The 26,992-nt window shown below is 58.8% G+C and carries 30 protein-coding genes; 17 read left to right on the forward strand and 13 right to left on the reverse strand.

The genetic code is table 11. The features are described from left to right. Positions 1-164 precede the first annotated feature (164 nt). The 3 genes from NH234_RS20165 to NH234_RS20175 all read left to right on the forward strand — a co-directional run bounded on the left by NH234_RS20165 (position 165) and on the right by NH234_RS20175 (position 4,159). Positions 165-671, forward strand: coding sequence for a sigma-70 family RNA polymerase sigma factor (locus NH234_RS20165; protein ID WP_367254058.1), 507 nt, complete (start codon positions 165-167; stop codon positions 669-671). Then, complete coding sequence (locus NH234_RS20170; RefSeq protein WP_085733535.1) at positions 671-1,630, forward strand: FecR domain-containing protein; 960 nt, start codon at positions 671-673, stop codon at positions 1,628-1,630. Before NH234_RS20165 ends, NH234_RS20170 begins: the two co-directional genes overlap by 1 nt. A gap of 99 nt (positions 1,631-1,729) precedes the next feature. Next, positions 1,730-4,159 (forward strand): TonB-dependent siderophore receptor, encoded by a 2,430-nt coding sequence (locus tag NH234_RS20175; RefSeq protein WP_367254060.1) that lies wholly within the window; start codon positions 1,730-1,732, stop codon positions 4,157-4,159. Here the strand turns inward: NH234_RS20175 and NH234_RS20180 are convergent. Continuing rightward, complete coding sequence (locus NH234_RS20180; protein ID WP_367257278.1) at positions 4,102-4,371, reverse strand: hypothetical protein; 270 nt, start codon at positions 4,369-4,371, stop codon at positions 4,102-4,104. The genes NH234_RS20175 and NH234_RS20180 overlap by 58 nt on opposite strands. Here NH234_RS20180 and NH234_RS20185 point away from each other — a divergent pair. Next, positions 4,265-4,537: a hypothetical protein gene (locus tag NH234_RS20185; protein WP_367257215.1), complete on the forward strand. Its 273-nt coding sequence runs from the start codon at positions 4,265-4,267 to the stop codon at positions 4,535-4,537. The two genes, NH234_RS20180 and NH234_RS20185, sit on opposite strands and share 107 nt — an antisense overlap. Before the next feature lie 58 nt (positions 4,538-4,595). Here NH234_RS20185 and NH234_RS20190 read toward each other — a convergent pair whose 3' ends face one another. From NH234_RS20190 to NH234_RS20215, 6 genes are all read right to left on the reverse strand, one after another. After that, positions 4,596-6,167 (reverse strand): sensor domain-containing diguanylate cyclase, encoded by a 1,572-nt coding sequence (locus NH234_RS20190; protein ID WP_085733533.1) that lies wholly within the window; start codon positions 6,165-6,167, stop codon positions 4,596-4,598. A gap of 190 nt (positions 6,168-6,357) precedes the next feature. After that, a complete protein-coding gene (locus NH234_RS20195) occupies positions 6,358-6,879 on the reverse strand; it encodes a hypothetical protein (RefSeq protein WP_367254061.1) in 522 nt (173 codons plus the stop codon). After that, entirely contained in the window at positions 6,872-7,183 is a 312-nt protein-coding gene (locus tag NH234_RS20200) for a hypothetical protein (RefSeq protein ID WP_367254063.1), read from the reverse strand. The genes NH234_RS20195 and NH234_RS20200 overlap by 8 nt, the downstream gene beginning before the upstream one ends. 60 nt (positions 7,184-7,243) lie before the next feature. After that, entirely contained in the window at positions 7,244-7,606 is a 363-nt protein-coding gene (locus tag NH234_RS20205; protein WP_367254065.1) for a hypothetical protein, read from the reverse strand. Between the two features lie 3 nt (positions 7,607-7,609). After that, positions 7,610-8,107: a PAAR domain-containing protein gene (locus tag NH234_RS20210; RefSeq protein WP_085712569.1), complete on the reverse strand. Its 498-nt coding sequence runs from the start codon at positions 8,105-8,107 to the stop codon at positions 7,610-7,612. A 137-nt stretch (positions 8,108-8,244) separates the two neighbouring features. Then, on the reverse strand, positions 8,245-8,910 hold the full coding sequence (locus NH234_RS20215) for a ribonuclease T2 (protein WP_085733530.1): 666 nt from the start codon (positions 8,908-8,910) through the stop codon (positions 8,245-8,247). A gap of 169 nt (positions 8,911-9,079) precedes the next feature. Here NH234_RS20215 and NH234_RS20220 point away from each other — a divergent pair, with 169 nt between their 5' ends. The 8 genes from NH234_RS20220 (at position 9,080) to NH234_RS20255 (ending at position 15,217) form a co-directional block, all read left to right on the forward strand. Then, positions 9,080-9,562, forward strand: coding sequence for a hypothetical protein (locus NH234_RS20220; RefSeq protein WP_367254068.1), 483 nt, complete (start codon positions 9,080-9,082; stop codon positions 9,560-9,562). A 115-nt stretch (positions 9,563-9,677) separates the two neighbouring features. Beyond that, positions 9,678-11,381 carry a copper resistance system multicopper oxidase gene (locus tag NH234_RS20225; RefSeq protein WP_367254070.1) on the forward strand — a complete coding sequence of 568 codons (1,704 nt, stop codon included), beginning with the start codon at positions 9,678-9,680 and terminating at the stop codon, positions 11,379-11,381. Between the two features lie 11 nt (positions 11,382-11,392). Then, positions 11,393-12,250 (forward strand): copper resistance protein B, encoded by an 858-nt coding sequence (locus NH234_RS20230; RefSeq protein ID WP_367254072.1) that lies wholly within the window; start codon positions 11,393-11,395, stop codon positions 12,248-12,250. 31 nt (positions 12,251-12,281) lie between these two features. Beyond that, on the forward strand, positions 12,282-12,656 hold the full coding sequence (gene copC, locus NH234_RS20235) for a copper homeostasis periplasmic binding protein CopC (protein ID WP_367254074.1): 375 nt from the start codon (positions 12,282-12,284) through the stop codon (positions 12,654-12,656). A gap of 3 nt (positions 12,657-12,659) precedes the next feature. Further along, a complete protein-coding gene (copD, locus tag NH234_RS20240; RefSeq protein ID WP_367254075.1) occupies positions 12,660-13,523 on the forward strand; it encodes a copper homeostasis membrane protein CopD in 864 nt (287 codons plus the stop codon). A 59-nt stretch (positions 13,524-13,582) separates the two neighbouring features. Continuing rightward, a complete protein-coding gene (locus NH234_RS20245; protein ID WP_367254076.1) occupies positions 13,583-14,374 on the forward strand; it encodes a transporter substrate-binding domain-containing protein in 792 nt (263 codons plus the stop codon). Between the two features lie 206 nt (positions 14,375-14,580). After that, entirely contained in the window at positions 14,581-14,904 is a 324-nt protein-coding gene (locus tag NH234_RS20250) for a hypothetical protein (protein WP_085733523.1), read from the forward strand. Positions 14,905-14,959: 55 nt separating this feature from the next. Next, positions 14,960-15,217, forward strand: coding sequence for a hypothetical protein (locus NH234_RS20255; protein ID WP_085733522.1), 258 nt, complete (start codon positions 14,960-14,962; stop codon positions 15,215-15,217). 419 nt (positions 15,218-15,636) lie between these two features. Here NH234_RS20255 and NH234_RS20260 read toward each other — a convergent pair whose 3' ends face one another. Continuing rightward, positions 15,637-15,852, reverse strand: coding sequence for a hypothetical protein (locus tag NH234_RS20260; protein ID WP_085733521.1), 216 nt, complete (start codon positions 15,850-15,852; stop codon positions 15,637-15,639). Between the two features lie 125 nt (positions 15,853-15,977). After that, on the reverse strand, positions 15,978-16,340 hold the full coding sequence (locus NH234_RS20265) for a hypothetical protein (protein ID WP_085733520.1): 363 nt from the start codon (positions 16,338-16,340) through the stop codon (positions 15,978-15,980). 604 nt (positions 16,341-16,944) lie between these two features. Between NH234_RS20265 and dusA the strand changes: the two genes are divergently transcribed. Both dusA and NH234_RS20275 read left to right on the forward strand, forming a co-directional pair. Next, entirely contained in the window at positions 16,945-17,940 is a 996-nt protein-coding gene (gene dusA / locus NH234_RS20270; RefSeq protein ID WP_085733519.1) for a tRNA dihydrouridine(20/20a) synthase DusA, read from the forward strand. Between the two features lie 75 nt (positions 17,941-18,015). Next, positions 18,016-18,396 carry a DUF2388 domain-containing protein gene (locus tag NH234_RS20275; RefSeq protein WP_256576053.1) on the forward strand — a complete coding sequence of 127 codons (381 nt, stop codon included), beginning with the start codon at positions 18,016-18,018 and terminating at the stop codon, positions 18,394-18,396. On the opposite strand, the gene NH234_RS20280 is transcribed toward NH234_RS20275, so the two are convergent. Beyond that, positions 18,397-19,227: an undecaprenyl-diphosphate phosphatase gene (locus NH234_RS20280; protein ID WP_085733517.1), complete on the reverse strand. Its 831-nt coding sequence runs from the start codon at positions 19,225-19,227 to the stop codon at positions 18,397-18,399. A 507-nt stretch (positions 19,228-19,734) separates the two neighbouring features. Here NH234_RS20280 and NH234_RS20285 point away from each other — a divergent pair. The 3 genes from NH234_RS20285 (at position 19,735) to NH234_RS20295 (ending at position 23,190) form a co-directional block, all read left to right on the forward strand. Beyond that, positions 19,735-20,475 carry a winged helix-turn-helix domain-containing protein gene (locus NH234_RS20285; protein WP_367254079.1) on the forward strand — a complete coding sequence of 247 codons (741 nt, stop codon included), beginning with the start codon at positions 19,735-19,737 and terminating at the stop codon, positions 20,473-20,475. 292 nt (positions 20,476-20,767) lie between these two features. Then, entirely contained in the window at positions 20,768-21,412 is a 645-nt protein-coding gene (locus tag NH234_RS20290; protein WP_367254081.1) for a transcriptional regulator, read from the forward strand. A 383-nt stretch (positions 21,413-21,795) separates the two neighbouring features. Further along, entirely contained in the window at positions 21,796-23,190 is a 1,395-nt protein-coding gene (locus NH234_RS20295; RefSeq protein ID WP_085733514.1) for an undecaprenyl-phosphate glucose phosphotransferase, read from the forward strand. Between the two features lie 290 nt (positions 23,191-23,480). Here the strand turns inward: NH234_RS20295 and NH234_RS20300 are convergent, their stop codons facing one another. Genes NH234_RS20300 through NH234_RS20310 form a run of 3 tightly spaced genes read right to left on the reverse strand, consistent with a single transcriptional unit; the run spans position 23,481 to position 26,982 of the window. Further along, the gene (locus NH234_RS20300) at positions 23,481-25,559 is read right to left on the reverse strand and encodes a YjbH domain-containing protein (protein WP_085733513.1); all 2,079 of its coding nucleotides are present in this window, start codon (positions 25,557-25,559) and stop codon (positions 23,481-23,483) included. Then, the gene (locus NH234_RS20305; RefSeq protein WP_085733512.1) at positions 25,556-26,320 is read right to left on the reverse strand and encodes a capsule biosynthesis GfcC family protein; all 765 of its coding nucleotides are present in this window, start codon (positions 26,318-26,320) and stop codon (positions 25,556-25,558) included. Before NH234_RS20305 ends, NH234_RS20300 begins: the two co-directional genes overlap by 4 nt. Then, a complete protein-coding gene (locus tag NH234_RS20310; RefSeq protein ID WP_367254084.1) occupies positions 26,317-26,982 on the reverse strand; it encodes a YjbF family lipoprotein in 666 nt (221 codons plus the stop codon). The genes NH234_RS20305 and NH234_RS20310 overlap by 4 nt, the downstream gene beginning before the upstream one ends. Positions 26,983-26,992: the final 10 nt, after the last annotated feature.

The following is a 26,992-nucleotide window of genomic DNA, read 5'->3' on the forward strand; positions in this document are numbered from 1 at the left end:
CAATCTCCCGGAAGACGGGTAGGCCACTTCTTTCTGGCGCCAGAAAAGAAAGTGCAACAAGGCAATTGCCAGCGCTCGTTCCGCGCCACTAGAATGCGATCAATTCTTAATTGCACTCTAATTGCAGCCAGGCATCGGATGCCCGCAATGAGTATCTGCCGCCCATGTCGCCTTTCGATCTGCCATTGAATCAGCAAGTCCAGACGCTCTACAGCGAACACCACGGGTGGCTGCAAGGCTGGTTGCAGCGCAAGTTGGGTAATCGCTGTGATGCGGCCGACCTGGCGCACGATACGTTTCTGCGCCTGCTCAGCCGTCAGGTGGTCAAACCGCTGGGCAGCGAACCCCGGGCACTGCTGACGCACATTGCCAAAGGTCTGGTGATCGACCGCTGGCGGCGTCAGGACATCGAGCGCGCCTACCTGGAAACCATCGCCAGCCTGCCCGCCGCCGAGGTGCCGTCGCCGGAAACCCGCTACCTGATTCTCGAAACCCTGTGGCGCATCGAAGCGTTGCTGCGCGAGTTGCCGGCGCAGACCCGCGACATTTTCCTGCTGTCGCAGATCGAAGGCCTGACCTATGCGCAGATCGCCACACGCCTGAATGTTTCGCTGATTACCGTCAAACGCCACATGCGCGCCGCGTTCATTGCCTGCCTGAGTGTCGCCTGATGAGTTCGTCGATGATCAATCCGCAGATTCTCGGTGAAGCCGCCGACTGGCTGGTGCAGCTGCATTCGGGCACCGCCTCGCCGTCCGATCATCAGGCCATCGCCCAATGGCGCAGCCGCAGCGCCGAACACGCCATCGCCTGGCAACGGGCCGAAGCTCTGCTCGGTGATTTGCGCAGCGTGCCGGCCAATGTGGCGATCCAGACCTTGCAACGGGCTTCACGCAAAGAAGGCCTCAGCCGTCGCCAGACGGTCACCCGCCTCGGCCTGCTGTTGATAGCGGGACCGCTGGGCATCGCCTCACAACACGTTCCGTGGCAGCAATGGACCGCCGACCAGCGCACCACAGTCGGCGAGCAAAAAACGCTGCAACTGCCGGACGGCACTCAACTGCTGCTCAACACCGATAGCGCCGTAAACATCGCCTACAGCCCGGTCGAGCGCCGAGTCTTGTTACTCAACGGCGAAGTGCTGATCAACACCGCCAGCGATGCTGCCGCCCGCCCGTTCATTGTCGAAACCCCGCAAGGCCTCGCTCGTGCACTCGGCACGCGGTTCTGCGTGCGCACCGAGGGTTCGCGCAGCCTGGTGTCGGTGCTGGAGGGCCAGGTGCAAATCACCCCGGAATTGCTCAAGCAAAACGCGATCATCAAGGCCGGCGAACGCCAGCGCTTCAAGCTGAACGGCTTCGACAGCGCCGAAACTTTCGACACTGCGAGCCTGGCCTGGGACAAAGGCATGCTGCTGGCCAGCAACATGCGTCTGGACGAATTGCTCGGAGAGTTGAGCCGATACCGTCGGGGGGTCTTGCGCTGTCATCCGGATGTCGCGGCAATGCGCGTGTCCGGGGCATTTTCCCTGCGCGACACCGATTCCAGCCTGCGTTTGCTCAGCGACACGCTGCCGCTGAAGATCAACAGCCTGACCCGCTATTGGCTGTCGGTGGAACCCCGTGTCTGAGCCCGGCGAGATTATTTTCGATGGTCGCTGATACCTTTTCGCGTCTCGTTCGGTGAGTGGATAGACCTTTTAATTCCACGCGCTCGACAGGATCGCCGAATGACCGCATTGCCCACGCCCCGCCCTGCTTCTTTCCCGCTCAAGGCCCTGAATCTGAGCCTCGCCCTGGCCTTCGGCGCGCTGCTGCCAACCCTCGGCCACGCCGCCGACAGCGTTAGCGAAAGCACCAGCCAAAGCGTCAACATCGGCCCTGGCCTGCTCAACCATGTGCTGGCGCAATTTGCGGTCAGCGTCGGCGTGCCGCTGTCGTTCGATCCGTCGCAACTGGGCAATCGCCAGAGCCCGGGCCTGCAAGGCAATTACACCGCGCAAAGCGGCTTTGCCCGGTTGCTGGAAGGCAGCGGCTTCGAACTGATCAGCACCGGCCACAACGGTTACACCCTGGCCCCGAAAGTCGCAGCGGACGGCGCGCTGGAACTCGGCGCCACCAATGTCACTGCCTTGCGCGACGACAGCGGCGACACCTACGGCGGCGAACAGGTCGCCCGCCGCGCTCAAGTCGGCATGCTTGGCAATCAGGCAGTCAACGACCTGCCCTTCAGCGTCACCAGCTACACCGCCAAGACCATGGCCGACCAGCAGGCGCAAACCATCGGCGATGTGTTGCTCAACGACTCTTCGGTGCGCCAGTCCAACGGCTTCGGCAACTTCTCGCAGATGTTCATGATCCGCGGTCTGCCGCTGGCCTCCGATGACATTTCCTATAACGGTCTCTACGGCGTGCTGCCCCGGCAGATCATCGCCACTGAAGCGCTGGATCGCGTCGAGCTGTTCAAGGGCCCGAATGCGTTCGTCAACGGTGTCACCCCGAGCGGCAGCGGCATCGGTGGCGGGATCAACCTGCAACCCAAACGCGCCCTGGACACGCCGACCCGCAGCGTCACCCTTGATTACAGCGCCGACGGCCGGGTCGGCGGGCATCTGGACCTCGGTCAGCGCTTTGGCGAGGACAACCGCTTCGGTGCACGGGTCAACCTGATGCAACGCGAAGGCGACACCGCCGTCGATGACGAAGACCAGCGCTCGTCGCTGTTCAGCATCGGCCTCGACTATCGCGGCGAACGCCTGCGGGTCTCGACCGATTTCGGTTATCAGAAGCAGGTGATCAATCAAGGTCGCTCGGTGATCTATGTCGATTCGAGCCTGAAAAAAGCCCCCAAAGTACCGGACGCCAACGCCAGCTACGCCCAGAGCTGGAGCTATTCGCAACTCGAAGACACCTTCGGCATGGCCCGCGCCGAATATGACCTCAACGACAACTGGACCGCCTACGTGTCCGGCGGTGCCAAGCACACCCGCGAGAACGGTGTTTACTCGTCGCTGACCGTCACGGACCTCAACGGCAGTGCCCGCGGCGGCATGCTCTATTCGCCCCACGACGAAGACAACCAGAGCGCCATGGCCGGCCTCAACGGTCGCTTCGACACCGGCCTCGTCACCCATCAGTTGAACCTCGGCTGGGCTGGCATTTGGGGCGAGCAGCGCTCAGCCTACGAAACCATCGGCAATGCCTCGCGCTACTCCACCAATCTGTACAACGTCACCGACAAACCGCGCCCGCCGGCCACCTCGTTCGCCGGTGACATCAACGATCCGCGCGTCGTCGGCAAAAACACCCTGCGCAGCGAAGCGATTTCCGACACCCTCGGTTTCCTTGACGACCGCGTGCTGCTGACCCTCGGCCTGCGCCGCCAGCAAATGAAGGTCGATGGCTGGGCCACGGCCACCGGGGCCCGCACTTCGAGTTACGACGAATCGATCACCACTCCGGTCTACGGTCTGGTGATCAAGCCCTGGGAGCACGTGTCGTTCTACGCCAACCGCATCGAAGGTCTGGCCAAGGGGCCGACGCCGCCGACCACCGCAATCAACCGCGACGAAACCTTCGCGCCGGTGCGCAGCAAACAGGTCGAGGCCGGCGTGCGGCTGGACATGGGCAGCTATGGCGCCAGCCTCGGCGTCTACCGCATCGAGCAACCGTCGAGCTACACCCAGGACGGTATCTTCCGGGTCGACGGCCAGCAGACCAACAAGGGCGTGGAACTCAACGTCTACGGCGAACCGCTCGACGGCGTGCGCCTGCTCAGCGGCGCGACATTGATGAAGACGGAACTCGAAGGCAGCGCCAACGGCGTGAATGACGGCAACCGTGCCGTCGGCGTGCCGCGCTTCCAGTTCAACCTCGGTGCCGATTGGGACATCCCGGGGCTGGAAGGTGCAGCACTCAGCGCCCGTATGTTGCGCACCGGAGGCCAATACCTGAACGCGGCCAACACCCAGAGCATTCCAGCGTGGACCCGTTTCGATCTTGGCACGCGCTACGCCTTCAAACTGGATGAAAAACAGATCACCCTGCGGGCCAATCTTGAAAACGTCGCCAACGAAGCCTATTGGGCCTCGGCCAATGGCGGCTATCTGACCCAGGGCGCACCGCGCACGTTGAAGGTTTCGGCCACCGTAGACTTCTGAGTACCACTGGTCACCCGGTCGGCACCAAGCGAGGCACGCTTCAGACCAATATCAGGTAAATCCCCTTTCTGGAGACGTACCATGAAGACGCGCACATTGACCTCGATGCTGCTGGCCGGTTTGTTGGCCACAGCCTCCGCCGCCAGTTTTGCCGCCAACGACAGTGCCAACACATCGGGCACCCAATCCGGCGCCAACGGCGGAACGAGCATGCCACCGGACAACACCACTAACCGACCTAACGACGGCCCTTCCGACGGGATGAAAACAGGTACCGGAACCAACGGCGGCGCTAGTGGCTCAGGCTCGGGCGCCGGAGGCGGAACCGGTGCAGCGGGTGGCGGAACGGGGGGATCGGGGGCCGGCACCGGCAGCTGAACGAACAAGAACAGGCCATGGTGAGCGCATCATGGCCTGTGTCTGGACCCGTTTTCCGTCAGCGATCCGAACGCATCAACTCACCAACGCCGCCGTCCATGGACAACACTGCCGCGCGATTGCGGCCCGCGTTCTTGGCCTGATACAGCGCCGCATCGGCACGCTGGATGAACAGTTCCGGGCTGTCGTTGCCCAGCGGAATGAACGAATAACAGCCCAGGCTCACGGTGAGGTAACCGGTGGGTGAGCCACTGTGGGTGATGTGTTTGTCCATGACGCTGCGGCGGATCTGCCCGGCAATTGCCAGGGCGCCGTTGATGTCGGTGTCCGGCAACAGCACTGCAAACTCTTCGCCGCCGTAGCGCACCGCCAGATCGGATTTGCGCTGACAGCAGTTCTTCACCACCAACGCCACTTGCGTCAGGCAATGGTCGCCGGCTACATGGCCGTAGGCATCGTTGTAGCGCTTGAAGAAATCGATATCGAGCATGATCAGGCTCACCGGGCTCGACTGTCGGGCGCCCCGGGCGAATTCGATTTCCAGCGACTGCTCGAACAGGCGCCGGTTGGCCAGCCCGGTCAGGCTGTCGTGGGTAGCAATCAGCTCCAGCGCCCGCTGGGCCTTGATCAGGTTTTTCTCGATCCGCTCGCCGTCGCGCACCTGATGAATGAACACCCAGCCGAACAGCCCCACACCGAGCATCACCAGCGCCACGATCACGCTGGACTGAAAGGCACGGTCATGCCAGCCCTTGAGAATCGTGTCCCGCGATGAAGAGGCAGACACCACCAGCGGATAACTTTCGAGCTGCCGATAGCCATAAAGGCGCGTGACCCCGTCGACTACCGAATCGATCATTGCCGTGCCTGCAGAAGCATTGGGGAGCAACGTCTGATAGATCTCGCCCTTGGCCAGAGAGGTGCCAATCAAGGACTCGTCGAACGGTCGGCGAGCGAGCAGCGTGCCGTCGGTCAGGCCGAGGAACATGGTGCCATTGTCGTCAAGGCTGAAGCTTTTGAAGAACTTGTCGAAGTACGACATCTTGATGCCGGCCAGCAGCACGCCCTGGAAATTGCCGGAGCGGTCATTGACCCGCTTGGAGATCGGGATGATCCAATCGCCGTTTTCGCGGCTGCGAATCGCCGGGCCGATGTGCGCCACGGCCGATACGTTCTGCTGGTGATATTTGAAGTACTCGCGATCCGCCACGCCGTTGCCGCGCGGCAGATCAGGGAATGAGGTGATCACCCACTGCCCTTTGCGATCGAACAGAAACATGCCGTGCAACTGCTCCAGTTGCTGCACCCGGCGTGCGAAGGTTCTCTGCAAACGCGGTTTCTGCGCCGCGCCATAGCCGTCTTCCTGAATCCAGTCGACCAGACTGGTCATCACCAGATCCGCCGCCAGAAAAGTATCTTCGGCCTGCTGCGCCATCGCCCGGGTCAGGTTGGCCGAAGACATCTGCGCGTTCGCCAGATCCTGCCGACGCGACTGCTCGATCTGCAAATACAGCAAACCGGACAGGCACAGACACACCGCAACAATGAACAGCACCGCCGCCTTGCGCAGCGGCAAACGCTTGAGTGTGCCGCCGGGGGCCTGATGCGGATCGTGAATGGGGATAGGCAAAAGCGTGTCCTGGGCAGGTACGACAGGGGCAAAGGCCCGAAACCCTTGTTTTTTGTGAGCGTAGCCCACCGGATAGTGCGGGGCAACCAAGTGCCACCGAGACAATCCTGACCCCGTTGATATCGGCGCGCAGTGGAAATGGATGACCTGCGCGGCGATTTATTTTTCAGGCCACACGCCTCAAGCCGGCTCAGGGCTTGTTGACTTCGCGCAGCAGGTCTGCGACCGGGAGGTTCATGGTGTTTGAGTAGTAGGGTTTGTAGCCGTAAGCGGTGACGACGACTTTGCAGGGGATTTGTTGTTTGCCTGAGAGGAGTTTGTTCAGCTCGCTTGTTGGCAAGTGCCTTTGTGAACTACGGTTGTTATAGGTCTCAACTAGAAACGCGTTAGTAATGTACGAAAAACTGCCATCTCGCCCTTTACCTTTGTCAGACTCAACCAAACCAACTGCAGAAAACTGGATCGCTTTATCAACCGAAAAATCCGTATCATCCGCCAAAGCGCACTCAAGACTTCCAGAAGCCATCCCGACTCTTTCTCCTCGGTCAAAAAGATCCAGAACATCAATATCAGATCTATACCTGATATCGTAAAGCAGCGACCCACTTTTCCTGTCGACAGATATGAAGCTTAGGGTGGCGGGAGGCTTCAAATGATCTTTGGCACACCCCGCACAGGCGACCAAAAAGGCGCAGAGCATAAACTTATGCATAAGAGAACTCCTCCATGATTGCGTCATACAAAAAGTCGCTCGCTGATTTTGTTCCCGCTATCTGCGCGTTAAACAGTCCCAGTGCATTTGCATGGTTTGTGTCGACATTCACGTTTAGTGAGGGCCCACAGGAAACCAGCCATTTCTCACCAAAGTCAGCCACGCCGTCTGATGGATCTCTTTGACTGGGTGTCGCTTTGATGTTGATCCAATCGGCGGAGACAGGTTCTGGACGCTCGCGATAAATATCAGAGCCCAACCAGACCAAAGCGCCCTCTCCCACGGGATCAAGGGTAATCAACATCTGAATCCGGTAGCCCCACTCCGACATGATTTTTGTCAGATGCGCACCGTTCCATCCCCCCTAGCTGTGACCCACAACATAGATTGGGCAACTTTTGTACGGGATAAGGTTTAAAACATTCTTCTGAATATCTTTTTTCCCTCTGACCTCGTTATACCCTAGCCACTCCGATCTGTATTTCCCCTGTTTCGCTAGTTCTTCGGTTCGTTTATCAAAGCGCTGTTGAGCCCCTTGGATATTTCTATAAGGCCCTGAAAAATAGTAACTCTCTTTATCCCCAGCACCTCCCACAAAAAATACAACCGCCTTGGTACTCTCCACCGGAACAGCCTTCACACTGACGTCCTTCTTGTCCGTCAGCGTATGTTCCTTGTGCAGCTTGTAATTGTTGCCTTTCGCGCACGTAACCGTTTCCGCACACATGCCTCATTCCTCCAGAAACAGTTTGATGGATTCCGGAAGATGCGAACTGATGGTGTGGGTGAAACCGCCAGCATCGGACACGCCGTGCTCCATCCGACCGTCCGCACGCTGGATCATGTACGGATGATTCGGCATCGGCTCACCGGTGGTGTCGTTCACCAGCTGCAATTTGTCGGTGAAGTGCACCGGCATTGGCAGCAGCCCGCTGAAGGGTGCGTTCGTCACGGTATCGCCGATGATGACCGTGCCGGATCCACCAATGACCACATTCCCGTGACCACCGGTGCTGTCCAGGGTGGCGGCGTTCAGACCATTGATGAAAACCGTCGAGGAAACGCCACCGGTAATCGGGCTGCCGCACGCCGACTTGTCCGTCATACGCGCAGCGGGCAGCCCGTCGAAATTCACGTTCGGCGAACCACTGACAATCGGGTTGGTGCCATGTCCCGGTAATGGGCAGGCTGTCGGGTCGGTCACTCGGGCAGCGGGTTTTCCGCTCATGAAAAAGCTCCTTGCAGTATCGCGTCATCATCCGTGGGGCGCGCAGCATGAACAAAGTCGCGACGCTGATCAAATCTGCACGCAAAAAAAAGGCGCCTGAAAAGGCGCCTGTTTTTTATGGCCGGTGACCGATTGCGTTACCGCGACGGCGGCACCCGGATATCCCCCGCCCGGCACTGGGTTTTCACGCCCTTGCCGCACGCACCGAACTGCAGGTCCTTGCCCATGCACACCCGCACTTCCGAGAGTTCCGGGCCGTTGCAGATCACGGCGATGCCGTCTGCCGGGATGCCCGGATTGCTCTTGCGGAACAGGTCGGCGATTTCCTGCGCTTCGAAGTAATAAGAGTTGCTGAACGGTTGCAACTCTTGCGGGATTGTCACCGCCGCCACGGCTTTGTCGGCTTCGTCGAAATAGCCCATTGCCCCCAGGCCACTGCAGGTGCCGTGCTTGCTCCATTCGTGATCGAGGAGTTTTTTCGTCGGGAACAATGTCATGCCCTTGGCTGTTTCAGCGGCCGAAAGCGTGGTCAGCGGCGGGCAGGACTCCGGCCAGCCGCCCTTGGCGTATTGCGGCCACAGGCCATGCAGGACAAAACCGTAGCCCTTGCCGGTACATTGCGGGTCGTCCTTGTGGGTGAGGCAGAACGTCGGCGACCAGGACAGCGTCAGCAGGTAGTAATCGAACACCCCCGCCACCGACTCCGTTGGTGCCTTGCTGGCATGTGACTGACGCGCCGAACTCAGGCCGATGCTACCGACCGTCAGCGCAATCAGCGCCATAATTGTAAAAAGCTTTTTCATGTTCCCGTTCCTTGGGACGCGTGCGTCCGTGGTTTCTGTGGTCTGACCGTCAAATGGTCAGGGGCTGATTGAGTCATGCCAGTGTTGCAAGCGCATGACGCAAGGCAAAGCTGTACTACGTTGAAAGGTCTACGATTAATAAGCAGACACCAAAAACAGGGATCCCGAAATGAGTAAAGCAGACGAACTCGCCGCGAAGCTCAAGCAAACCCGGCACACTCACGCGGACGACATCACCTGCACCGAACTGGAAATCGATTGCTGGCCGGCGGTGGTCTACGACCTGTATCACCGCATCGAAAGCTGGTTGCAACCGGTCACCGAGGTGGGACTGAAGATTCGGCGAAATCCTACCCATGTTTGCGAAAGTTCACCGGACGGCGAGCCCCACGACTACGCCATCGACCAATTGATCATCGAGGCCAACCATCACAGCCTGACGTTCGATCCTATCGCGCGATTCACCGAAGACGGTGCCGGCCGCGTGCAGATCAACCTGCCGGGAAGGGAAACATCGCTGCTGCGCACCGTCGACGAACACGGCGAAAGTCACTGGTGGTTGCAGACCATCGAGACCGGTCAACAACTGGATGCGATTGCGCTGACAGAAAACAATCTGTTGTCGGTGGTTCAGGAAGGTCTCGGGTTGTAGGACTTTGTCGTCGCCCCGCAACTGAACCTGACGCAACTGTAATCCGCGCCTCAGCCAACTGAAAGCTGCCGCTGGTTAGCCTCCCCGTCATTGGTCAAACGGGGACTTCCAGCGCATGTTTTCCAACACCTCAAGACGCACCTTCGTCAAAGGCCTGGCCGCCGGCGGTCTGCTCGGTGGCCTCGGCCTGTGGCGCACGCCGGTGTGGGCACTCAACAGTCCCGGTCAACTCAACGAACTGAACGGCACCGACTTCGAACTGTTCATCGGCGAAACCCCGGTCAACTTCACCGGCAAGCCACGTACAGCAATGACCATCAATGGCGGCGTCCCAGGCCCGCTGCTGCGCTGGCGTGAAGGCGACACGGTGACACTGCGGGTGCGTAACCGGCTCAAGGCCGACACCTCGATCCACTGGCACGGGATTCTGCTGCCGGCCAATATGGACGGCGTACCGGGCCTGAGTTTTCACGGCATCGAACCGGGTGGCGTGTACGTCTACCAATTCAAGGTTCGCCAGCACGGCACCTACTGGTATCACAGCCATTCCGGCTTGCAGGAACAGGCCGGCGTCTACGGGCCGCTGGTGATCGACGCCCGGGAGCCGGAGCCGTTCCAGTACGACCGCGAGCACGTGGTGATGCTCAGCGACTGGACCGACGAAGACCCGGCCAGCCTGATGAAAACCCTGAAAAAGCAGTCCGACTACTACAACTACCACAAGCGCACCGTTGGCGATTTCATCCATGACGTCGGCGAAAAAGGCTGGGGCGCCACTGTTGCCGATCGCACGATGTGGGCGCAGATGAAGATGAATCCCACCGACATCGCCGATGTCAGCGGCGCCACGTACACCTTCCTGATGAATGGCCACGCTCCGGATAACAACTGGACCGGCCTGTTTCGCCCCGGCGAAAAGCTGCGCCTGCGGCTGATCAACGGCTCGGCCATGACTTACTTCGACGTGCGTATTCCCGGCTTGAAAATGACCGTGGTCGCCGCCGACGGCCTGCACGTCAAACCGGTCACCGTCGACGAGCTGCGCATCGCCGTGGCGGAAACCTATGACGTGATCGTCGAACCCGCCGCCGACGCCTACACCCTGTTCGCCCAGGCCATGGACCGCACTGGTTACGCCCGCGGCACCCTTGCCACCCGCGCCGGTTTGTCGGCCCCGGTGCCGGCGCTGGACCCGCGCCCGCTGGTGAGCATGGACGACATGGGCATGGGCGGCATGGATCACGGTTCGATGGACATGAGCGCCATGGACCACGCCAGCATGAACATGGGCCCGATGCAGTCGCACCCCGACAGCGAAAAGGACAATCCATTGGTGGACATGCAAGCCATGACCACTGCCCCGAAACTCGACGATCCTGGCCTCGGCCTGCGCAACAACGGCCGCCGCGTGCTGACCTACGCCGACCTGCGCAGCACCTTCGAAGACCCCGACGGCCGCGAACCGGGCCGCACCATCGAGCTACACCTCACCGGCCACATGGAGAAATTCGTCTGGTCGTTCAACGGCATCAAATTCTCCGACGCCGAGCCCCTGCGTTTGAAATACGGCGAGCGCATCCGGCTGGTGCTGGTCAACGACACGATGATGACCCACCCCATTCACCTGCATGGCATGTGGAGCGATCTGGAAGACGAAAACGGCGACTTCCAGGTGCGCAAACACACCATCGACATGCCGCCCGGCACCCGCCGCAGCTACCGCGTGACCGCCGATGCGCTGGGCCGTTGGGCCTATCACTGCCATCTCCTGTACCACATGGAAATGGGCATGTTCCGCGAAGTGCGAGTGGAAGAATGAGGACACCGACCATGACTCGATTTGCCGTGTTTTCGTTGTCACTTCTGTCGCTGTCTTCGGCGTTCGCCGCCAGCGACATGCAGGGCATGGACCACAGCCAGATGGGCGATCTGCAAAGCATGGACGACGGAATGATGCAGCCCGCCGCACCGACCGAAAGCCGCACACCGATCCCGGTGCTGACCGACGCCGACCGCGCCGCCGTGTTCACCAGTCACGGTGGCCACCAGGTGCACGACAGCGTCATCAACACTTACTTCCTCGCCGACAAACTCGAATGGCAGAACGGCGAAGACGCCAGCACCTTGGCCTGGGATTTGTCCGGCTGGATCGGCGGCGACATTGATCGCCTGTGGCTGCGCTCCGAAGGCGAACGCAGCAACGGCAAGACCGAAGACGCGGAGATCCAGGCGCTCTGGGGCCACGCGATTTCGCCATGGTGGGACGTGGTCAGCGGCGTGCGCCAGGACTTCAAGCCCGGCGCCCCGCAAACCTGGGCCGCGTTCGGTCTGCAAGGCATGGCGCTGTACAACTTCGAAGCCGAAGCCACGGCGTTCCTCGGCGAAAACGGCCAGAGCGCGGTGCGGCTGGAGGGTGATTACGACATCCTGCTCACCAACCGGCTGATCCTGCAGCCCACCGCCGAACTCAACGTCTACGGCAAAAACGATCCGCAACGCGGGATCGGCTCGGGCCTCTCGAACACCGAAGCCGGATTGCGCTTGCGCTATGAAATCCGCCGCGAGTTTGCGCCGTACATCGGCGTGACCTGGAACCGCACCTACGGCAACACCGCCGATTACGCACGGGAAGAAGGCGAGGATCGCAGCGAAGCGCGACTTGTCCTCGGCGTGCGGCTGTGGTTCTGAATCCCTTCAAAAAACAACACAGAGGTCTTACATGCGCACACTGAAAATCTCTCTCGTCCTCGCCACTGGCCTGCTCCTGAGTTCACTGGCCCAGGCCCACCCGAAACTGCTGTCATCGACCCCGGCCGAAGGCGCGGACGGCGCGTCACCGGAGAAAATCGAACTGCGTTTTTCCGAGAACCTGATGACCCAGTTCTCCGGCGCCAAACTGGTGATGACCGAAATGCCCGGCATGGCCCACTCGCCGATGCCGATGAAGGCCAAAGTCAGCGCCGGCAGCGATCCGAAAACCATGTTCGTCACCCCGCTCTCGCCTTTGCCGGCTGGCACCTACAAGGTCGAATGGCGCGCGGTGTCATCGGACACTCATCCGATTACCGGCAACGTCACGTTCAAAGTGAAGTGACCGATGGCCGACCTGATCAACATCCTGCTGCGGATGGCGTTGTACGTGGATTTGCTGCTGTTGTTCGGGGTGGCGTTGTTCGGGTTGTACAACGTTGGCGCAACGCTGCGGTTTCGGCCGATGTTGCGCGGGATGGCGCTGTTCGGGGCATTACTGTCGGTAGCCGGTCTGGTACTGATGACCCGCGCCATGAGCGGCGAAACGGAAATCGCGGCGCTGTGGCCACACCTGCAGATGATGCTGTTTGAAACCGATGTCGGGCTGGCGTGGGCGGTGCGGATGATTGCGCTGGCCGTCGTGATGATCTGGCCGGGATTGTGGATGGCGTCGATGGCCGGCGCACTCGCCCTCGCCTCTCTGGCCTGGAGCGGGCACGGCGCGATGGATGGCGCCTGGCACCTGCTCAGCGACATCCTGCACCTGCTCGCGGCGGGTGCGTGGATGGGCGCCATGTTGGCGCTGGTCTTGATGTCGCGGCTCGACGCTCTGTTCAGCGAAGCGCGTATTCGTTCGCTGGCCGATGCCGTCAAACGTTTCGAAAGCGTGGGCGCGGCGATTGTGATCATCCTTTCAGTGACCGGCGTGGCGAACTACCTGTTCATCGTCGGCCCGAAGTTGGGCGATGTCTTGCTCGGCACCTACGGGATACTGCTGGCAATCAAGGTTGTGCTGTTCGCCGGCATGCTGGTTTTAGCGGCGTTGAACCGCTTTCACCTAGGCCCGTTGCTGGAGCAATCGTTGTGCGACGGCCAGCATCAAGTGGCAGCCAATGCGCTACGACGCAGTGTTGCAGTGGAGCTCGGGATTGCGCTGTTGATCGTGGCGCTGGTGGCGTGGCTGGGAACGCTCGGGCCGGACGCTGGATGACACCCGGCAAACCCTTTCACTACACTGGCCCGCACTCCCACTGCACAGGCCCGATCACAATGACCATTCGAAAAAACACGATGATCTTCTGCGGTTTGCTGGCGCTGGCCTGTACCGTTCAGGCACAAGAATCAGCCTCGCACCTGGACACCATCCAGCAACAAGGCCAGTTGCGCGTCTGCACCACAGGCGACTACAAACCCTACACCTTTAAACGCGCAGACGGCGGTTTCGAAGGCATCGACATCGCCATGGCCCAGTCCCTGGCCGACAGCCTCGGCGTGAAGATCGATTGGGTGCAGACCACCTGGAAAACCCTGATGCCCGACATGCAGGCCGGCAAATGCGACATCGGCATGGGCGGCATTTCGGTGACGCTGGAGCGGCAGAAAAAGGCCTACTTCAGCAACACCCTCGACGTCGACGGCAAGATCCCGCTGGTGCGTTGCGCCGATCAGTCCAAGTACCAGACCCTTGAGCAGATCAATCAGCCAAACGTGCGCCTGGTCGAACCCGCCGGAGGCACCAACGAGGCCTTTGTCCACGCCTTCCTGCCCCGGGCGCAATTGGCTCTGCACGACAATGTGACGATCTTCGAGCAACTGCTCGACAACAAGGCCGATGTGATGATCACCGACGCTTCCGAAGCGCGGTATCAACAGAAGCAGAAACCCGCTCTGTGCGCCGTCAACCCGGACCGATTCATGCAGTACGGGGAAAAAGCCTACCTCCTGCCACGCGATGACATGAGCTGGAAATTCTATGTCGATCAGTGGCTGCACCTGAGTAAGGCCACCGGAAAATATCAGAGCATCATCGGTAAATGGTTGGTGACACCACAGGCGCAGTGATTAAGGGACTTCTGCGTAGTGCTTCGGTTCGACAATTCAACACTCGGGTGAAAAGTTCAAAAAAAATAAACTTTTTTGTAAGCATAGCGACATATCTGGCGATATGATGGCGGCCCATGTACGAATCTTCCTACAAGATGCGGTACATGGAGACGTAGGAGCATCATTAAATCGTAGCCGCGGTGACGGCATGGAGAAGGTTTTTCGTGGAACTGAAGCACTTCGCACTTCCCAGTCTCGTTTTCATCGGTGTCTGGTTAGCCGCCCTGTTGCTGGCCGAGGTATGGAGACTGTTCTGGAACTGGATTGATGACCATGAGCATCCGATCCAACGCAATCCAGTCATGACCTGGGTGATCAATACATTTTTTCATGAAAATGCCGATGGTCTCGACGTCTGGATTCAGGTTGTACTGATCGCGTTCTGGCCTCTTTACCTGGCCGGCTCACTGGTCTACTTCCTCAGCCTGCAAATCAGAGAACTACGCCGCCGCTACAAACTGAGAAACGGCAAAGCCGTGGACGCCTGAAGCTCCAAAGTCCGTAAAGCAAACTGTAAAGTCCATATAGGCAAGTGATCCTGCAATGAGCACCCCCGAAAAGCACTGCGAGTCTCTTGAACCCCTGAACGTAACACTGTTCGGCCCTGCCCTGGCCGCACTGGCCAAGTACCGCAATGCGGCGCGCGTTTATGGCGGTACCACCGGCGCTCCACAGACGCTCGAGCAGGCCGCACGCCGCAAGGCGTACGACGAGGCTGCTCACGAAATTGCCGGTTACGTTGAAGCACTGGCCGCACTCGCAAACTTCGAATCGACCAAGACACCCCGCGCTTATAAGTGATTCGCCGCGAATCCATGCCGCGTGTCTGCTCCTGAAACAGGTTTACACTTGTTTCACTCTCAAAACGCCCGATGCATCGCATCGGGCGTTTTGCATTTCAAGAACAGGTGCGGATCAGGGAACCCGGCAGTACTGCAATGAACCCTTGCAGTGTTTCGTCCACCTCACTGCCCGGCGCGGCTGTCATACCGCCCTCGCCTACGACGCCAGCTATCACCCCACACCCGAACTCGCCAAAGAAATACGTGTTCACCAGCATCGGCGGGATCGCATCGTACTCTTCCTACGGCGACATCGACCTGTACGGCAAGGAACAGTTTTTCGGGCCGGTGGTGGAAAAATGGCGTTTTTTTCAAACAGTAACTGTAACGCGACAGGCAAAACGAACAAGGGCGCCCTCAATGGGCGCCCTTTTCTATTCAATCGTCATGCAACATGCCGGAGCTGTACTGGTTGAGACTGGCACCGATACCGGTGCCGCCGAACTTCAGCGTATTGGCGTTGACGCGCCCTTCGGGCGACTGGCAGTCCGAAGAAAAACAACTGGTGGTGGTCAACCCACCGGAGCCCGAACAGGCACTCAATACCGAGACAGCTGCAGCGATCAACAGCACTTTGACGACATTGGCACTCATGGCACGGCTCCCCCTGGGATGAAACGATCTTATCGCTGCATCCTAGGCGCCCCCGCGTGCCGACAACATGAAACTTTCGCCATCGACAGCGCGGGTTCAGGCAGAGCGGTGGTTTCTCTCTGCGCTTACGACTTCGGCTCGACGTGATCCAGCGCCTGATTCACCGCAAGCCCCGCGACCATCACCACTTGCGCGATGCCCAGCGCCGTTTTGCGGTGAGCGGGTTCCAGGATCGCGGCGAAGTTGCTGAGCATTTCACTGGCGGAATCGAGGGACTCGCTGGCGTTGGCCAGGAGGGATTCGCTGGTGTAGGCAGGGTTGGCCAGGAACATGGGGTCGTGTTCGGTGTGACTGCCCATGATGCGTTGTTGCGGGGTGAGGTAATGGTCGAGGGCGCGTTCGGCGGCTTCGTTCAGGGTTCTAGAATCGGGGAATTTGTAGGGGGAAACTGGATCGGTTTCTGGTGGGTTTGGGGTTGGTTTGATCATGGATGAAACTCCTAACACTCTTAGTGAAGGCTTCACCCTTTCGCTACCAAACGAAGGGTGGCGGCCATGAACAGGTTGGTAGACCGGGTGTTAGGAGCCGGCGCGCCCGAAGACGCCCTGTACATGACCACCATAAACCCCGATCGAAAGCACAACCGGAGACGGTGACGCTGTACATCTAACACGCGGGCTACCAAACCCGATCACTGGTTTTCAGTGACCCGAGAACGATAAAAGCCACGGTCTAGACGCACAAGCCGGCGGATTCTGTCTTAGGTGTAGGGGGTGGCGCAAGGTTGTGTAGGGCTTGGATGACCTCAATAGGATTCACGTAAACGATCTAGCCTTTATGTTTAAAACTAGCTCACGGAGTCGTCACTAGCCATGCACTATGGCTAGCACGGCGCCTTGATTGGGCCAATGACGGACTGGACTTGTTTTTCACGAAGCACCAGAAAATAAAGAATGGGGACTGATTTATTTATCAGTGCCCCTTTTCAGGCACCAAACCCCGTCAGCACAGCATTCAGGTCCTCCCCAAGCCCCTCCCTCCCATTCCTGATAAACTCCCCCACCTCCCAGCCACACCGATTCCGTACCCCCAATGTCCCCAATCACCGCCACACCCGCCCCACTCTCCCGCCGTTTCTCCGTCGCGCCGATGATGGATTGGACTGACCGTCACTGCCGGTACTTCCTACGCCTGCTGTCGAAAAACGCCCTGCTCTACACCGAAATGGTCACCACCGGCGCTCTGCTGAACGGCGATCACGAACGTTTCCTCCGTCACAACGAAGCCGAGCACCCGCTGGCTTTGCAGTTGGGCGGCAGCGTCCCGCTGGACCTGGCCGCTTGCGCGCGCATGGCGCAGGAGCACGGTTACGACGAGGTGAACCTGAACGTTGGCTGCCCGAGTGATCGGGTGCAGAACAACATGATTGGTGCGTGCCTGATGGGGCATCCGCAGTTGGTGGCGGATTGTGTGAAGGCGATGCGTGATGCGGTGTCGATTCCGGTGACGGTGAAGCACCGGATCGGGATCAATGGGCGGGACAGTTATGAGGAGCTGTGCGATTTCGTCGGCACGGTGCGGGATGCCGGGTGCACGAGTTTTACGGTGCATGCGCGGATTGCGATTCTGGAGGGGTTGTCGCCGAAGGAGAACCGGGACATTCCGCCCCTGCGTTATGACGTGGCGGCGCGGTTGAAGGCGGATTTTCCGGAGCTGGAGATCGTTCTGAACGGCGGGATCAAGACGATGGAGGCCTGCCATGAGCATTTGCAGACCTTTGACGGCGTGATGCTGGGCCGTGAGGCTTATCACAATCCGTATCTGCTGGCCGAGGTGGATCAGCAGTTGTTCGGTAGTTCGGCGCCGGTGATCACCCGGGCCGAGGCGTTGGCGCAACTACGGCCTTATATTGCCGAGCATCTGGCGACTGGCGGGGCGATGCATCACATCACCCGTCATGTGCTGGGCCTGGGCACCGGTTTCCCGGGGGCGCGCAAGTTTCGGCAGTTGTTGTCGGTGGATATTCACAAGGCCAAGGATCCGTTGGCGTTGCTGGATCAGGCGGCGGAGTTGCTGGCGGGTCGTTGATCGATGCGTTGATTGTGCGGGCAACGAATGAGCGTTGCCCGGTGTTTTGTTGTACTGACAGGATGTCTTTTGGTTATGCCCGCGTTCAGCCGCGTTTTATTCAAGCGTTTCACCCTCCTCGCTTTACTCTCGACTCTCTATGCAAGCGCCCATGCATCCTGTGATTTTTTGAAGGGGTGCGGTGAGGGGGGAGATGGCCCTTTTCAATCTACCCAGATGTCTGGTTTTCTGGTTTTCACGACGACAATGGTCACGGTCGACGGGATGTCGGACATTTCCGGACTGAAAAAACGTGTGTATTCGGTAGAGGAAATAGAAGCGGCACGTTATTTCCTCGCCAGCGACGGCATGCTGAAGGCTGCGTATTTCACGTCAGTCTTGCAGCGTTTTCGTCGGGAATCACCTGATACAGAGTTAAGCGACCTCGCCGTCGCCGCGCTGATCAGCAGTCAGTGATCAGGCCGCCGCTTCCGTCCAGTTCACCCAGCCAAACACCCACGTCGCCAGGATCAGCAAACCAAACGCGATCCGGTACCAGGCAAACGCGGCGTAGCTGTGGTTCGCAATGAACTTCAGCAAGCCCCGTACGGCGATCATGGCGAACACGAATGCGGTGACGAAGCCCAGGGCGAAGACCGGCAGGTCGCCTGCCTGGAACAGGTCGCGGTATTTGTAGCCGGAGTACACAGCAGCGCCGACCATGGTCGGCATCGCCAGGAAGAACGAGAACTCCGTGGCCGCTTTGCGCGACAGGCCGAACAGCAGGCCGCCGATGATGGTCGAGCCGGAGCGGGATGTGCCGGGAATCATCGCCAGGCACTGTACGCAACCGATCTTCAGCGCGTCGGACCACGCCATGTCGTCGACGTGCTCGACACTCACCACATGATTTCGTTTTTCGGCCCACAACATCACGATACCGCCCACCACCAACGCGACAGCAACGGTGATCGGGTTAAACAGATAATGGTGAATGGCGTCGGCGAATAACACGCCTAGAACTACGGCCGGGAAGAACGCGATCAGCAGATTAAGGGTGAAACGTTGAGCATTGCGCTGGGTCGGCAGACCTTTGACGATTTCAAAGATCTTCGGACGAAACTCCCAGACCACGGCAAGAATGGCGCCCAGTTGAATAATGATGTTGAACGCCATGGCGCGTTCGCCGCCGAAGTCGAGCAAGTCGGCAACGATAATCTGGTGGCCCGTACTGGAGATGGGCAAGAACTCGGTGAGACCTTCTACCGCACCTAAAACCAACACCTTGAACAAGGTCAGTAAATCCATTAATCCTCCGTCAGAACGCTCTTGAAGAGCGCCCGGTCAACTGCACTCAGGCATTGAGTATCTGAAATAAAACAATTGGCAGATCAATGCCCATTGCCCGATTCGGTGACGGAGAATAGGTCTTATCAAAAGACACACTCAAGCCATGTTAATAATCGTCTGTCTGTGAACTTGTTCACTTAGTGGAAAAAATAACCTTGCGCCCCTAAAATGTGACCCACCTCACACTCCCCCCGATTCTGGCGACGAACCATACTGGCCATAGGACATAAAAATCGGTCGCCATAATTACAAAATAATGGCACCATTGCACATCGCCACCATCTAACGACGTTCGTTTCGTTAGTTCAGCAGCCCGAGAAAATCAACTAAAAGCTTGAAAAGCTTAATTATTGTTAAAAAACTCGGGAGCCACGTCTAAAAATCGCGCGAATGTTACCAATTGTCAGTCACAGATGAGAACCGGTGCTTTAACATCCCGATGTCCGCACTTTTTCGAGTCAAGGCATGATGCTTACAGGGAACTTAGCGACTAGTAGCTCGCACCAGACAAACGACGCGCCAGGTGTTCTTGCCCTGGCGCGCACCCGTGCTGTGGCCGAACACTTCAGAACGCTAATCGCCCAGCATGTGCAGACCGGCCTGACACTGGAAGCCGACTCTTTCACTAGTTCATATCAGCCAAACGAATATCACGGCACCTATCGCGCCATTTTCATCGTGATCGATACTCCGCAAGCACTGGAAGACAATCTGGCGCTGGTGGAGAACCTGCGCACCGAGAACTTGAAGCCGATCATTTGTGCGGTGATTACCGGTCGCGGCGCCCATAACAAGATCAAATACCATCTTGCCGGGGCAGACTTCTGTATCAAGCTCAATACCCTTTCCGATGAGGGTGGCGAGTTGCTGAGTGAGTTCTTCAGCAGTGAAGAATGGCTGCGTGACATTGATCTGATACTGGACCCGACCCGTATCTGCCTCTCCGACACCAGCAAGAAACTGGACATTTCCTTTGCCGAGATGAAGATCCTGGAAGCGTTCTCGCAAACCAGCAATCACATTCTCAGCCATGACGAAATTGCCGGCATCATGGGGCTCAACACGCATTTCTACGACCCTCGCGCACTGGAAAAATCCATCAGCCGCTTGCGTGGGAAAATCAAGGACGTGTACGGTACGAACGCCATACAGAGCATTCGCGGGTATGGCTACCGTCTGATGAGGGGGTTGATCTCGACCGCCTGAGTCAGGGAAATCACCATTTGCAGCATACGAGGGAACGTCTGATGCAACGCTACAACAATCCACGGTCTCACCGCTTTATTTGCAATATCCATCCAATAAAAAGCTGTCAGTTGAATGAGCGCTGCAACACTTAAACATAACAATAAATCATTACTCTAAAAGCAGACCCAGTGGAACTTGTCGCGGGCCATAATTGGGCCCAGACCCTGCCTGTCGATTATTTCCGAGCGCGTTATAACTCGTCTGCCGATTACCTTTTAGCCAAATTTGGTGCGTTATTCAGGAGAGAGACATGGAAACCAGTACAACCCTCCCAAGAAAATATTTTGTTGTCGTGACCAACAACTCTGCGTCGCAACGTGAACTCGAGAGCATTCTCTCCAGTGAGCGTTTCAATTCGTTCGGTACGTCTCAGGCACAAATGTTTGTTGAAGGTGTTGCTTCGCCCTCTTCCACTCCCACGCTCATGGAGTTCACTTACCCACGCGGCACAAGGAAAAGCGTCGCTCGCAGTATTGAACATGATACACAGCGCATCTTGGCCACCCTCGAATCCGAGTGGCTGGCGGCACAATCGGTGAACTCGTTCCAGAACACGCCGGCAATAGAAGACACCGGCTCCATTGAAGGCAATGTTCCCTGCACAGAGGCCTGGCATCTGGACAATGACCAGGGCGCACTCGTCAAGGAAGGTGTCGAGATCAGCCTCACCGGCCTCGAAACCGCATTGGTCAGCAAGATGCTGCACCACGAAGAGCGTGTTGTCAGTCGCGACGATCTGATTCTCAGCATCGGTCGGGAACCGGAACAATATCGCGGTCTGGAGATGTGCCTGAGCCGTCTTCAAGACAAATTCAAAAGTGCCAGTAACGGCGAACGACTGTTTCGCGCTGTCCGCAATCGCGGTTATTGCCTGATCCAGGAAGTTGTTGCATAAGCGCAGCCTCCCCATCAACGAACAGAAGCAAGTGCAATTACAAAAATAAAAAAGCACTTTGCTTGGTTTAACCCTCCTTTGTCAGTAATGCCTCCCTCCTCACCCTTCCTACGATAGCAAACAGAACATCGATTGTTCACCCCTCAGCCATTGACCTTTTTTAACGTTTGATATTATTCAATTTAATTGATTGGCACTTTGCCATCTTGTTAGAACTCGTCAGACAGCTTCTTCCCCAATAACTTAGTCTATTGATTGACGACAGTTCGGCCTACCGATGTTGTTACCTCAGAACATGGGCACCTAAAACAAAAACAACTCTGCTTAACAACTCGGATTTCAACTGTCGAAACCTGAATGGAAGTCTTTTGGGGATATCGCATATGGATCTCACTCTACGTATCAACCGAAACACGGGCCTCAAGGGACTTACCTTCTGGGGCCAATGGGCACTGGCACAGTGCTTTATTGTTTCACTGTTATTTATATTGGCTGAGCAGCACACGGGAACGGTTGAGTTCTATTACCGGATGTGCACCATGCTGGCCGTGCTGGCTTCGGTTCCGGCCTACACGTTCAGTGGCGCCTACCGAAAGCGCGACAACTACCTGACCGGCCTCGGACGGCTGCTGATGGGCTGGTCGATGACCATGGCCGGGCTGACGTTCATCGCGTTCATCTGCAAGGCCGATGAGCTGTTTTCGCGCCAGGTGATCCTTGACTGGGCGGTGTACGGCTTCCTCGGTCAGGCGCTGCTGTATGCGCCGCTGCACGCGTTTTCGAAGTACTACCAGCGTTCACGCAAAAGCGAGCACAAGACCCTGATCGTCGGCACCGGCGAACTGGCTCTGGGCCTGGCGAAGAAACTCAGCGAACACGAAAACCTGCCGCTGGTAGGCCTGGTCAGCAACGGCACCCTGCCCGCTCTGGATGCCGATGCTCCACGGGTCGTCGGCGATCAGGAAAATTTGCTGGAGCTGATCAAACGCCACGATATCCGCCGTCTCTACATCACGCTGTCGCTGTCCGAAGCGGCGAAGATCGAAGCGATGTATGTCGATCTGCTGGATGCCAACGTCGATGTGGTCTGGGTGCCGGACCTGAACAGCCTGACGCTGCTCAATCACTCGGTAAAAGTCGTGGACGGCCTGCCGGCGATTTACCTCAATGAAAGCCCGCTGACCAGCCGCCCGACCGCTGCCCTGAGCAAGAGCCTGATGGAGAAAAGTGTCGCGCTGCTGGCGATCATCCTGTTGAGCCCGGTGTTGCTGCTGATCTCGCTGGCAGTGAAACTCAGCTCGCCGGGCCCGGTTTTCTTCAAGCAGGATCGCCATGGCTGGAACGGCAAGGTGATTCAGGTCTGGAAGTTCCGCTCGATGCGCGTGCACGATGACCGCGACGTCAAACAGGCCAGCCGCAACGATTCGCGCATCACAGCCGTCGGGCGCTTTATCCGCCGCACTTCGCTGGATGAACTGCCGCAATTGTTCAACGTGTTGCAGGGGCACATGGCACTGGTCGGCCCGCGTCCGCACGCCGTGGCGCACAACAACTACTACTCAGGCAAGATCCTCGCCTACATGGCCCGTCACCGAATCAAACCGGGCATCACTGGCCTGGCGCAGATCAGCGGCTGCCGTGGCGAGACCGATACCCTCGACAAGATGGAAAAGCGTGTCGAGATCGACCTCAAGTACATCAACAACTGGTCGCTGTGGCTGGATCTGAAGATCCTGGTGAAGACGCCGTTTACCCTGTTGTCGAAGGATATTTACTGAGACGCAGCGCTTCGAAAGGCAACACCGCAAGGGGACGAAAGTCCCCTTTTTTGTGGGCGGGATTTGGGGGTTGGCGGGAGGCTCGCACCTGCATTGGGTCAGTTGCAGTGAGGTCGGCTGAACTGACGTCATCGCCGGCAAGCCAGCGATAGCGCCGGCTCATTCAGCACTGGGCTTGAGCTCGCCGTTCCCTCGCTTCCTCAGCAGGAGTGAAGACTCAAGAAAGACATCCACCACAAACCAGAACGGGAGCCCAAGGGCTCCCGTTCTGGCTTCCCGGTCTCCCGGACTTACTCGGTAATCTTCCCGAAGTTGCGATAGAACATGTCGTCCTCACGGCTATCGGTCATCGAGTGCAGCTGGAAGCTGCGGCTGAGCCTCGCGCCACCGTCACGGGTCAGCGGCGCCCAGACCAGGTTGGCTCGGCGCATGGTCGACATGCTCATCATCTCGTCGAACGGGATCGACAGATAGATGCCCTTGTCGAAGCTACCTTCGCCATATTCCGTACTGCCCGCCGTGGTGATGGTCGCCCAGGCACCGAAGCGCACACCGTTTGAAAACTCCCGGGAAATATCCAGCGTGCCGCCAAAGTCGCCCGCCAGATAACGCCCGACGCTGACCGCCGCCAGTGTTTCGTAGGGTAGATCCGTGTAACCGGTGATATGGCCGGTCAGTACCGAATAATCACGCAGGCCGAAACCCTGATCGAATTCACGCTGACGCACGTAGTTCAGATCCGCACCGATCGCCCAGCGCTCGCCGGTCGGACGGAACAGCACCTCGCCCCCGACCCCGGCAAACATCGACTCCAGATAACCGCCGTAGACCATGCCATACAGATCCTTGTCCAGTTGCTCGGCGTGGCTGACCTGAAATAACGGCATGGTGGTGTCGGACGTGGTCAGGTACTGACGCAAGTCCGTACGCACACGCGGCAAGCCGCTGGGTGCGTCGTATTTGAACTTGTCGAAGTTGTTCGTCAGGTTCTGGCTGAGCATGCCGCTCCACCAGGTGTTGCGGTTGAAGCGGAATTCGGCGTCGAGGTCGGCACTGAATTGATAGAGCAAGCCATCCGGGCCGCCGACGTTCTGCTTGAAGCCCAAACCGGCGCCATAACTGAAGTGCTGCAGCGGTTGGGTGTAGAGCGTCTTCTCGTTGTGCGGCATCGCTGGGTTGACCTCGGTGGTGCGGTGCAACGTTTGCAGCGGTTCCTCGTTGTTGATCACTTCGCGGAAGGTCTGGCGCGGCACGCTGGTTTCTTCCAGCGGCAGGTCGTAGCGCTTGTTCACCAGAGTGAACCAATCGATGTCATCGTTGACGCTGTTGTCCAGCACCCGGCTCGCACGCCCCACCGCTTTCGAGGAATGGAAGTAGCGCTGCTGCTCGCCGTACACGATCAACTCGGAATCACGCTGGGCGATGCGCTCGACCCGGTAGCCCGCATTCTGTTGCAGGCGCTGCGATACGTTGGCCCAGTCAACCTGATCCATCGATGTAGTCGGAGCCTTCGCCGGCAGCGGCTCCGGCGGTGGATCGAAGGTCTTGGCCGGGGCCTTGCGGCTGACGAAGTTGGTGTGAAAGGTGACGCCGAACATCGCGGTGTTGCCCCGCTCCCACGCGGCGCTCACGTCGAGGGAGTCCGTCACCTTGAACACCGCGCCAAGGTTGATCGGCGAGTCCTGCTTGATCACATTGTCCTTGGGTTCGTGTTTGTAATCGTTGCCTTCGTATTCGAGTTTCAGGCTCAGGCGATCCCAAGGGGTCTGGTAACTCACACCGCCGAAGAACGACGGCTGGCCGCGAAAGTACGAACCGGCGTTGACGTCACCGGTGCCTTCCAGGGCCGGGCGAGTCTTGAAGCGATCATCGAGATAGCCGAACGGGTTGTCGATGTCGCCGCGATTACCGATGTAGCCCCAGGCGATGCCGGCGCTGAAATCCAGGTTGTCGAAGCGCTTGTTGGCCACCAGAAATTCACTGGCGAACAAACCCGTACCGCCGACGTCTCGAAAGCCCAGAGCGACGTCGGGTGCCCAGTGGGTTTCCTCCCAGAGCCGGACTTTGACGTCGACCGCCTTGTCCTTATAGCTCTGGTTGCCGCTCATTGACTCCGGGCCGTACGGGCGGTTGGTGATGGCGGTGTAGCGAAACGAACCTTCGAGCCAGTCCAGCGGCTGCAACGAAACGCTGTAGCGGCTGTAGGGCTCGGTGCGGTTGGCGTTGACGCTCAACTCGCCGGCCGGGGACATGCGCGCGGTGGGCGTCTGCAACAGACCGGTGCCACCGAAATCGCCCTGGGTAATTCGCGGCTCGGCATGGGCCAGGCCGCACGGCAATAACAACACAGCTGCAAAACGCAAATTCAACGAACCACCTCAGCCAACTGCGTGGCAATAAATTCGGCCAACTGCTGATTCAGTTCAGGGATAGGCGGATCAAGATCATCGTTTTTCAAGGGCACCAGAATCTTGCTGCCGGCGACAGGGAACTGCCCGCTCTCGCGATTCCAGTGGGCAATGCCGACGCGCCGCGAGACGCCGTTGGGCTGAATCAACCACAGGTAATCGGCGTCGGCATCGTCCTCCAGCAACACACAACTGCTGAGGTATTCACGGGCCTCGAGCAACGGCTGATAAGGCAGCCGGCAGGTCCCGGCGACGGCGCCCAGAACTTCCACTTCATCGACTCGCTGCGGGTAGATCAGGCGATCGCCATCGTCGAGACGAATGTTGCGGGCGAAGCCGACTTCCAGCGCCACCGGGTCCAGGTCCGCGATCTGGCGCCCGGTGACCGGCATCTGCCGCACGTCCTCGGCCATGCGCACCGCGAGGGCTTTGCGGCTCGGTCGATCGAACAGATCGGCCATGCGCTGTAACACGTCCAGGTCGAACAGCACGCCAACCTTGAGTCGGGTCTGCTCTTCCAGCAATGACTGACGCAGCAGCACACCGGCCAGCCAGTAACCCTCGGCATTGGGCACAGCCTCGCTGATCACATCGGTCAATCGGCCGCCCGGCGGCAACGCCACCGGCCCGGGGTTGGCGACATCGCCGGTGACCGTGACCGCGGCCTGACTTGCGCCGGCGAGCAACATCACAACCGCCGACAGAACCCTCAAGCGCTTCATGGCAGATGCCTGCGATCAGGTGTCAGTTGCACGATCTTCACTCGCAGTTGCGAGGTCAGTTGCTGCTCGCTCTGCACAATGAAACCGTCTACCGGATCGACCCAATAACGATTGGTTGCCCGCAGGCCGATGGCCGGAACGTCGATACGCTCATCGACACGCAGCACGGCGTATTCCTTGTTCAGAATCTTCAGGGTTTCCATGGATTTGCGGGTGAAGCGGCTGTTGACGATCAGCCCGACTTCCTGGCCCTTGTAGAGGTCGATCCAGCGCTGGCTGGTCTGGCCATCCGCAACGTGTTGCAGGCCGCGCTTGAACGGCGAGGCATCGGACAGCCGCGTGCCGTCCAGGTCGCCCTCCGCGCCCAGGCCGATGCTGCGCACCGCAAGACCGTCACGCAGCAGCAGGACCTGCTTGCCGGACGCCACCCAGAACTGCAGGTCATCGCGCTTGCGCACCAGCGCCAGCACACCGGAACCGGACGGCGTGGTGAGTTTGAGTTGCGGATAATTGACCTCGGCCACCTGGGCCGGCGTCACGTCGATATCATCCGGGCCGGCCACCGCCGACTTGAGGTTGGTCATCGACGCGACCATCAACGGATTACAGCCACACAGCAACAAGGCCGCCATCAGGCAGACGCCAACATTCAGGATTTTCAAAGTCGGCGGG

Source organism: Pseudomonas sp. stari2 (assembly GCF_040760005.1).
Classification (GTDB): domain Bacteria; phylum Pseudomonadota; class Gammaproteobacteria; order Pseudomonadales; family Pseudomonadaceae; genus Aquipseudomonas.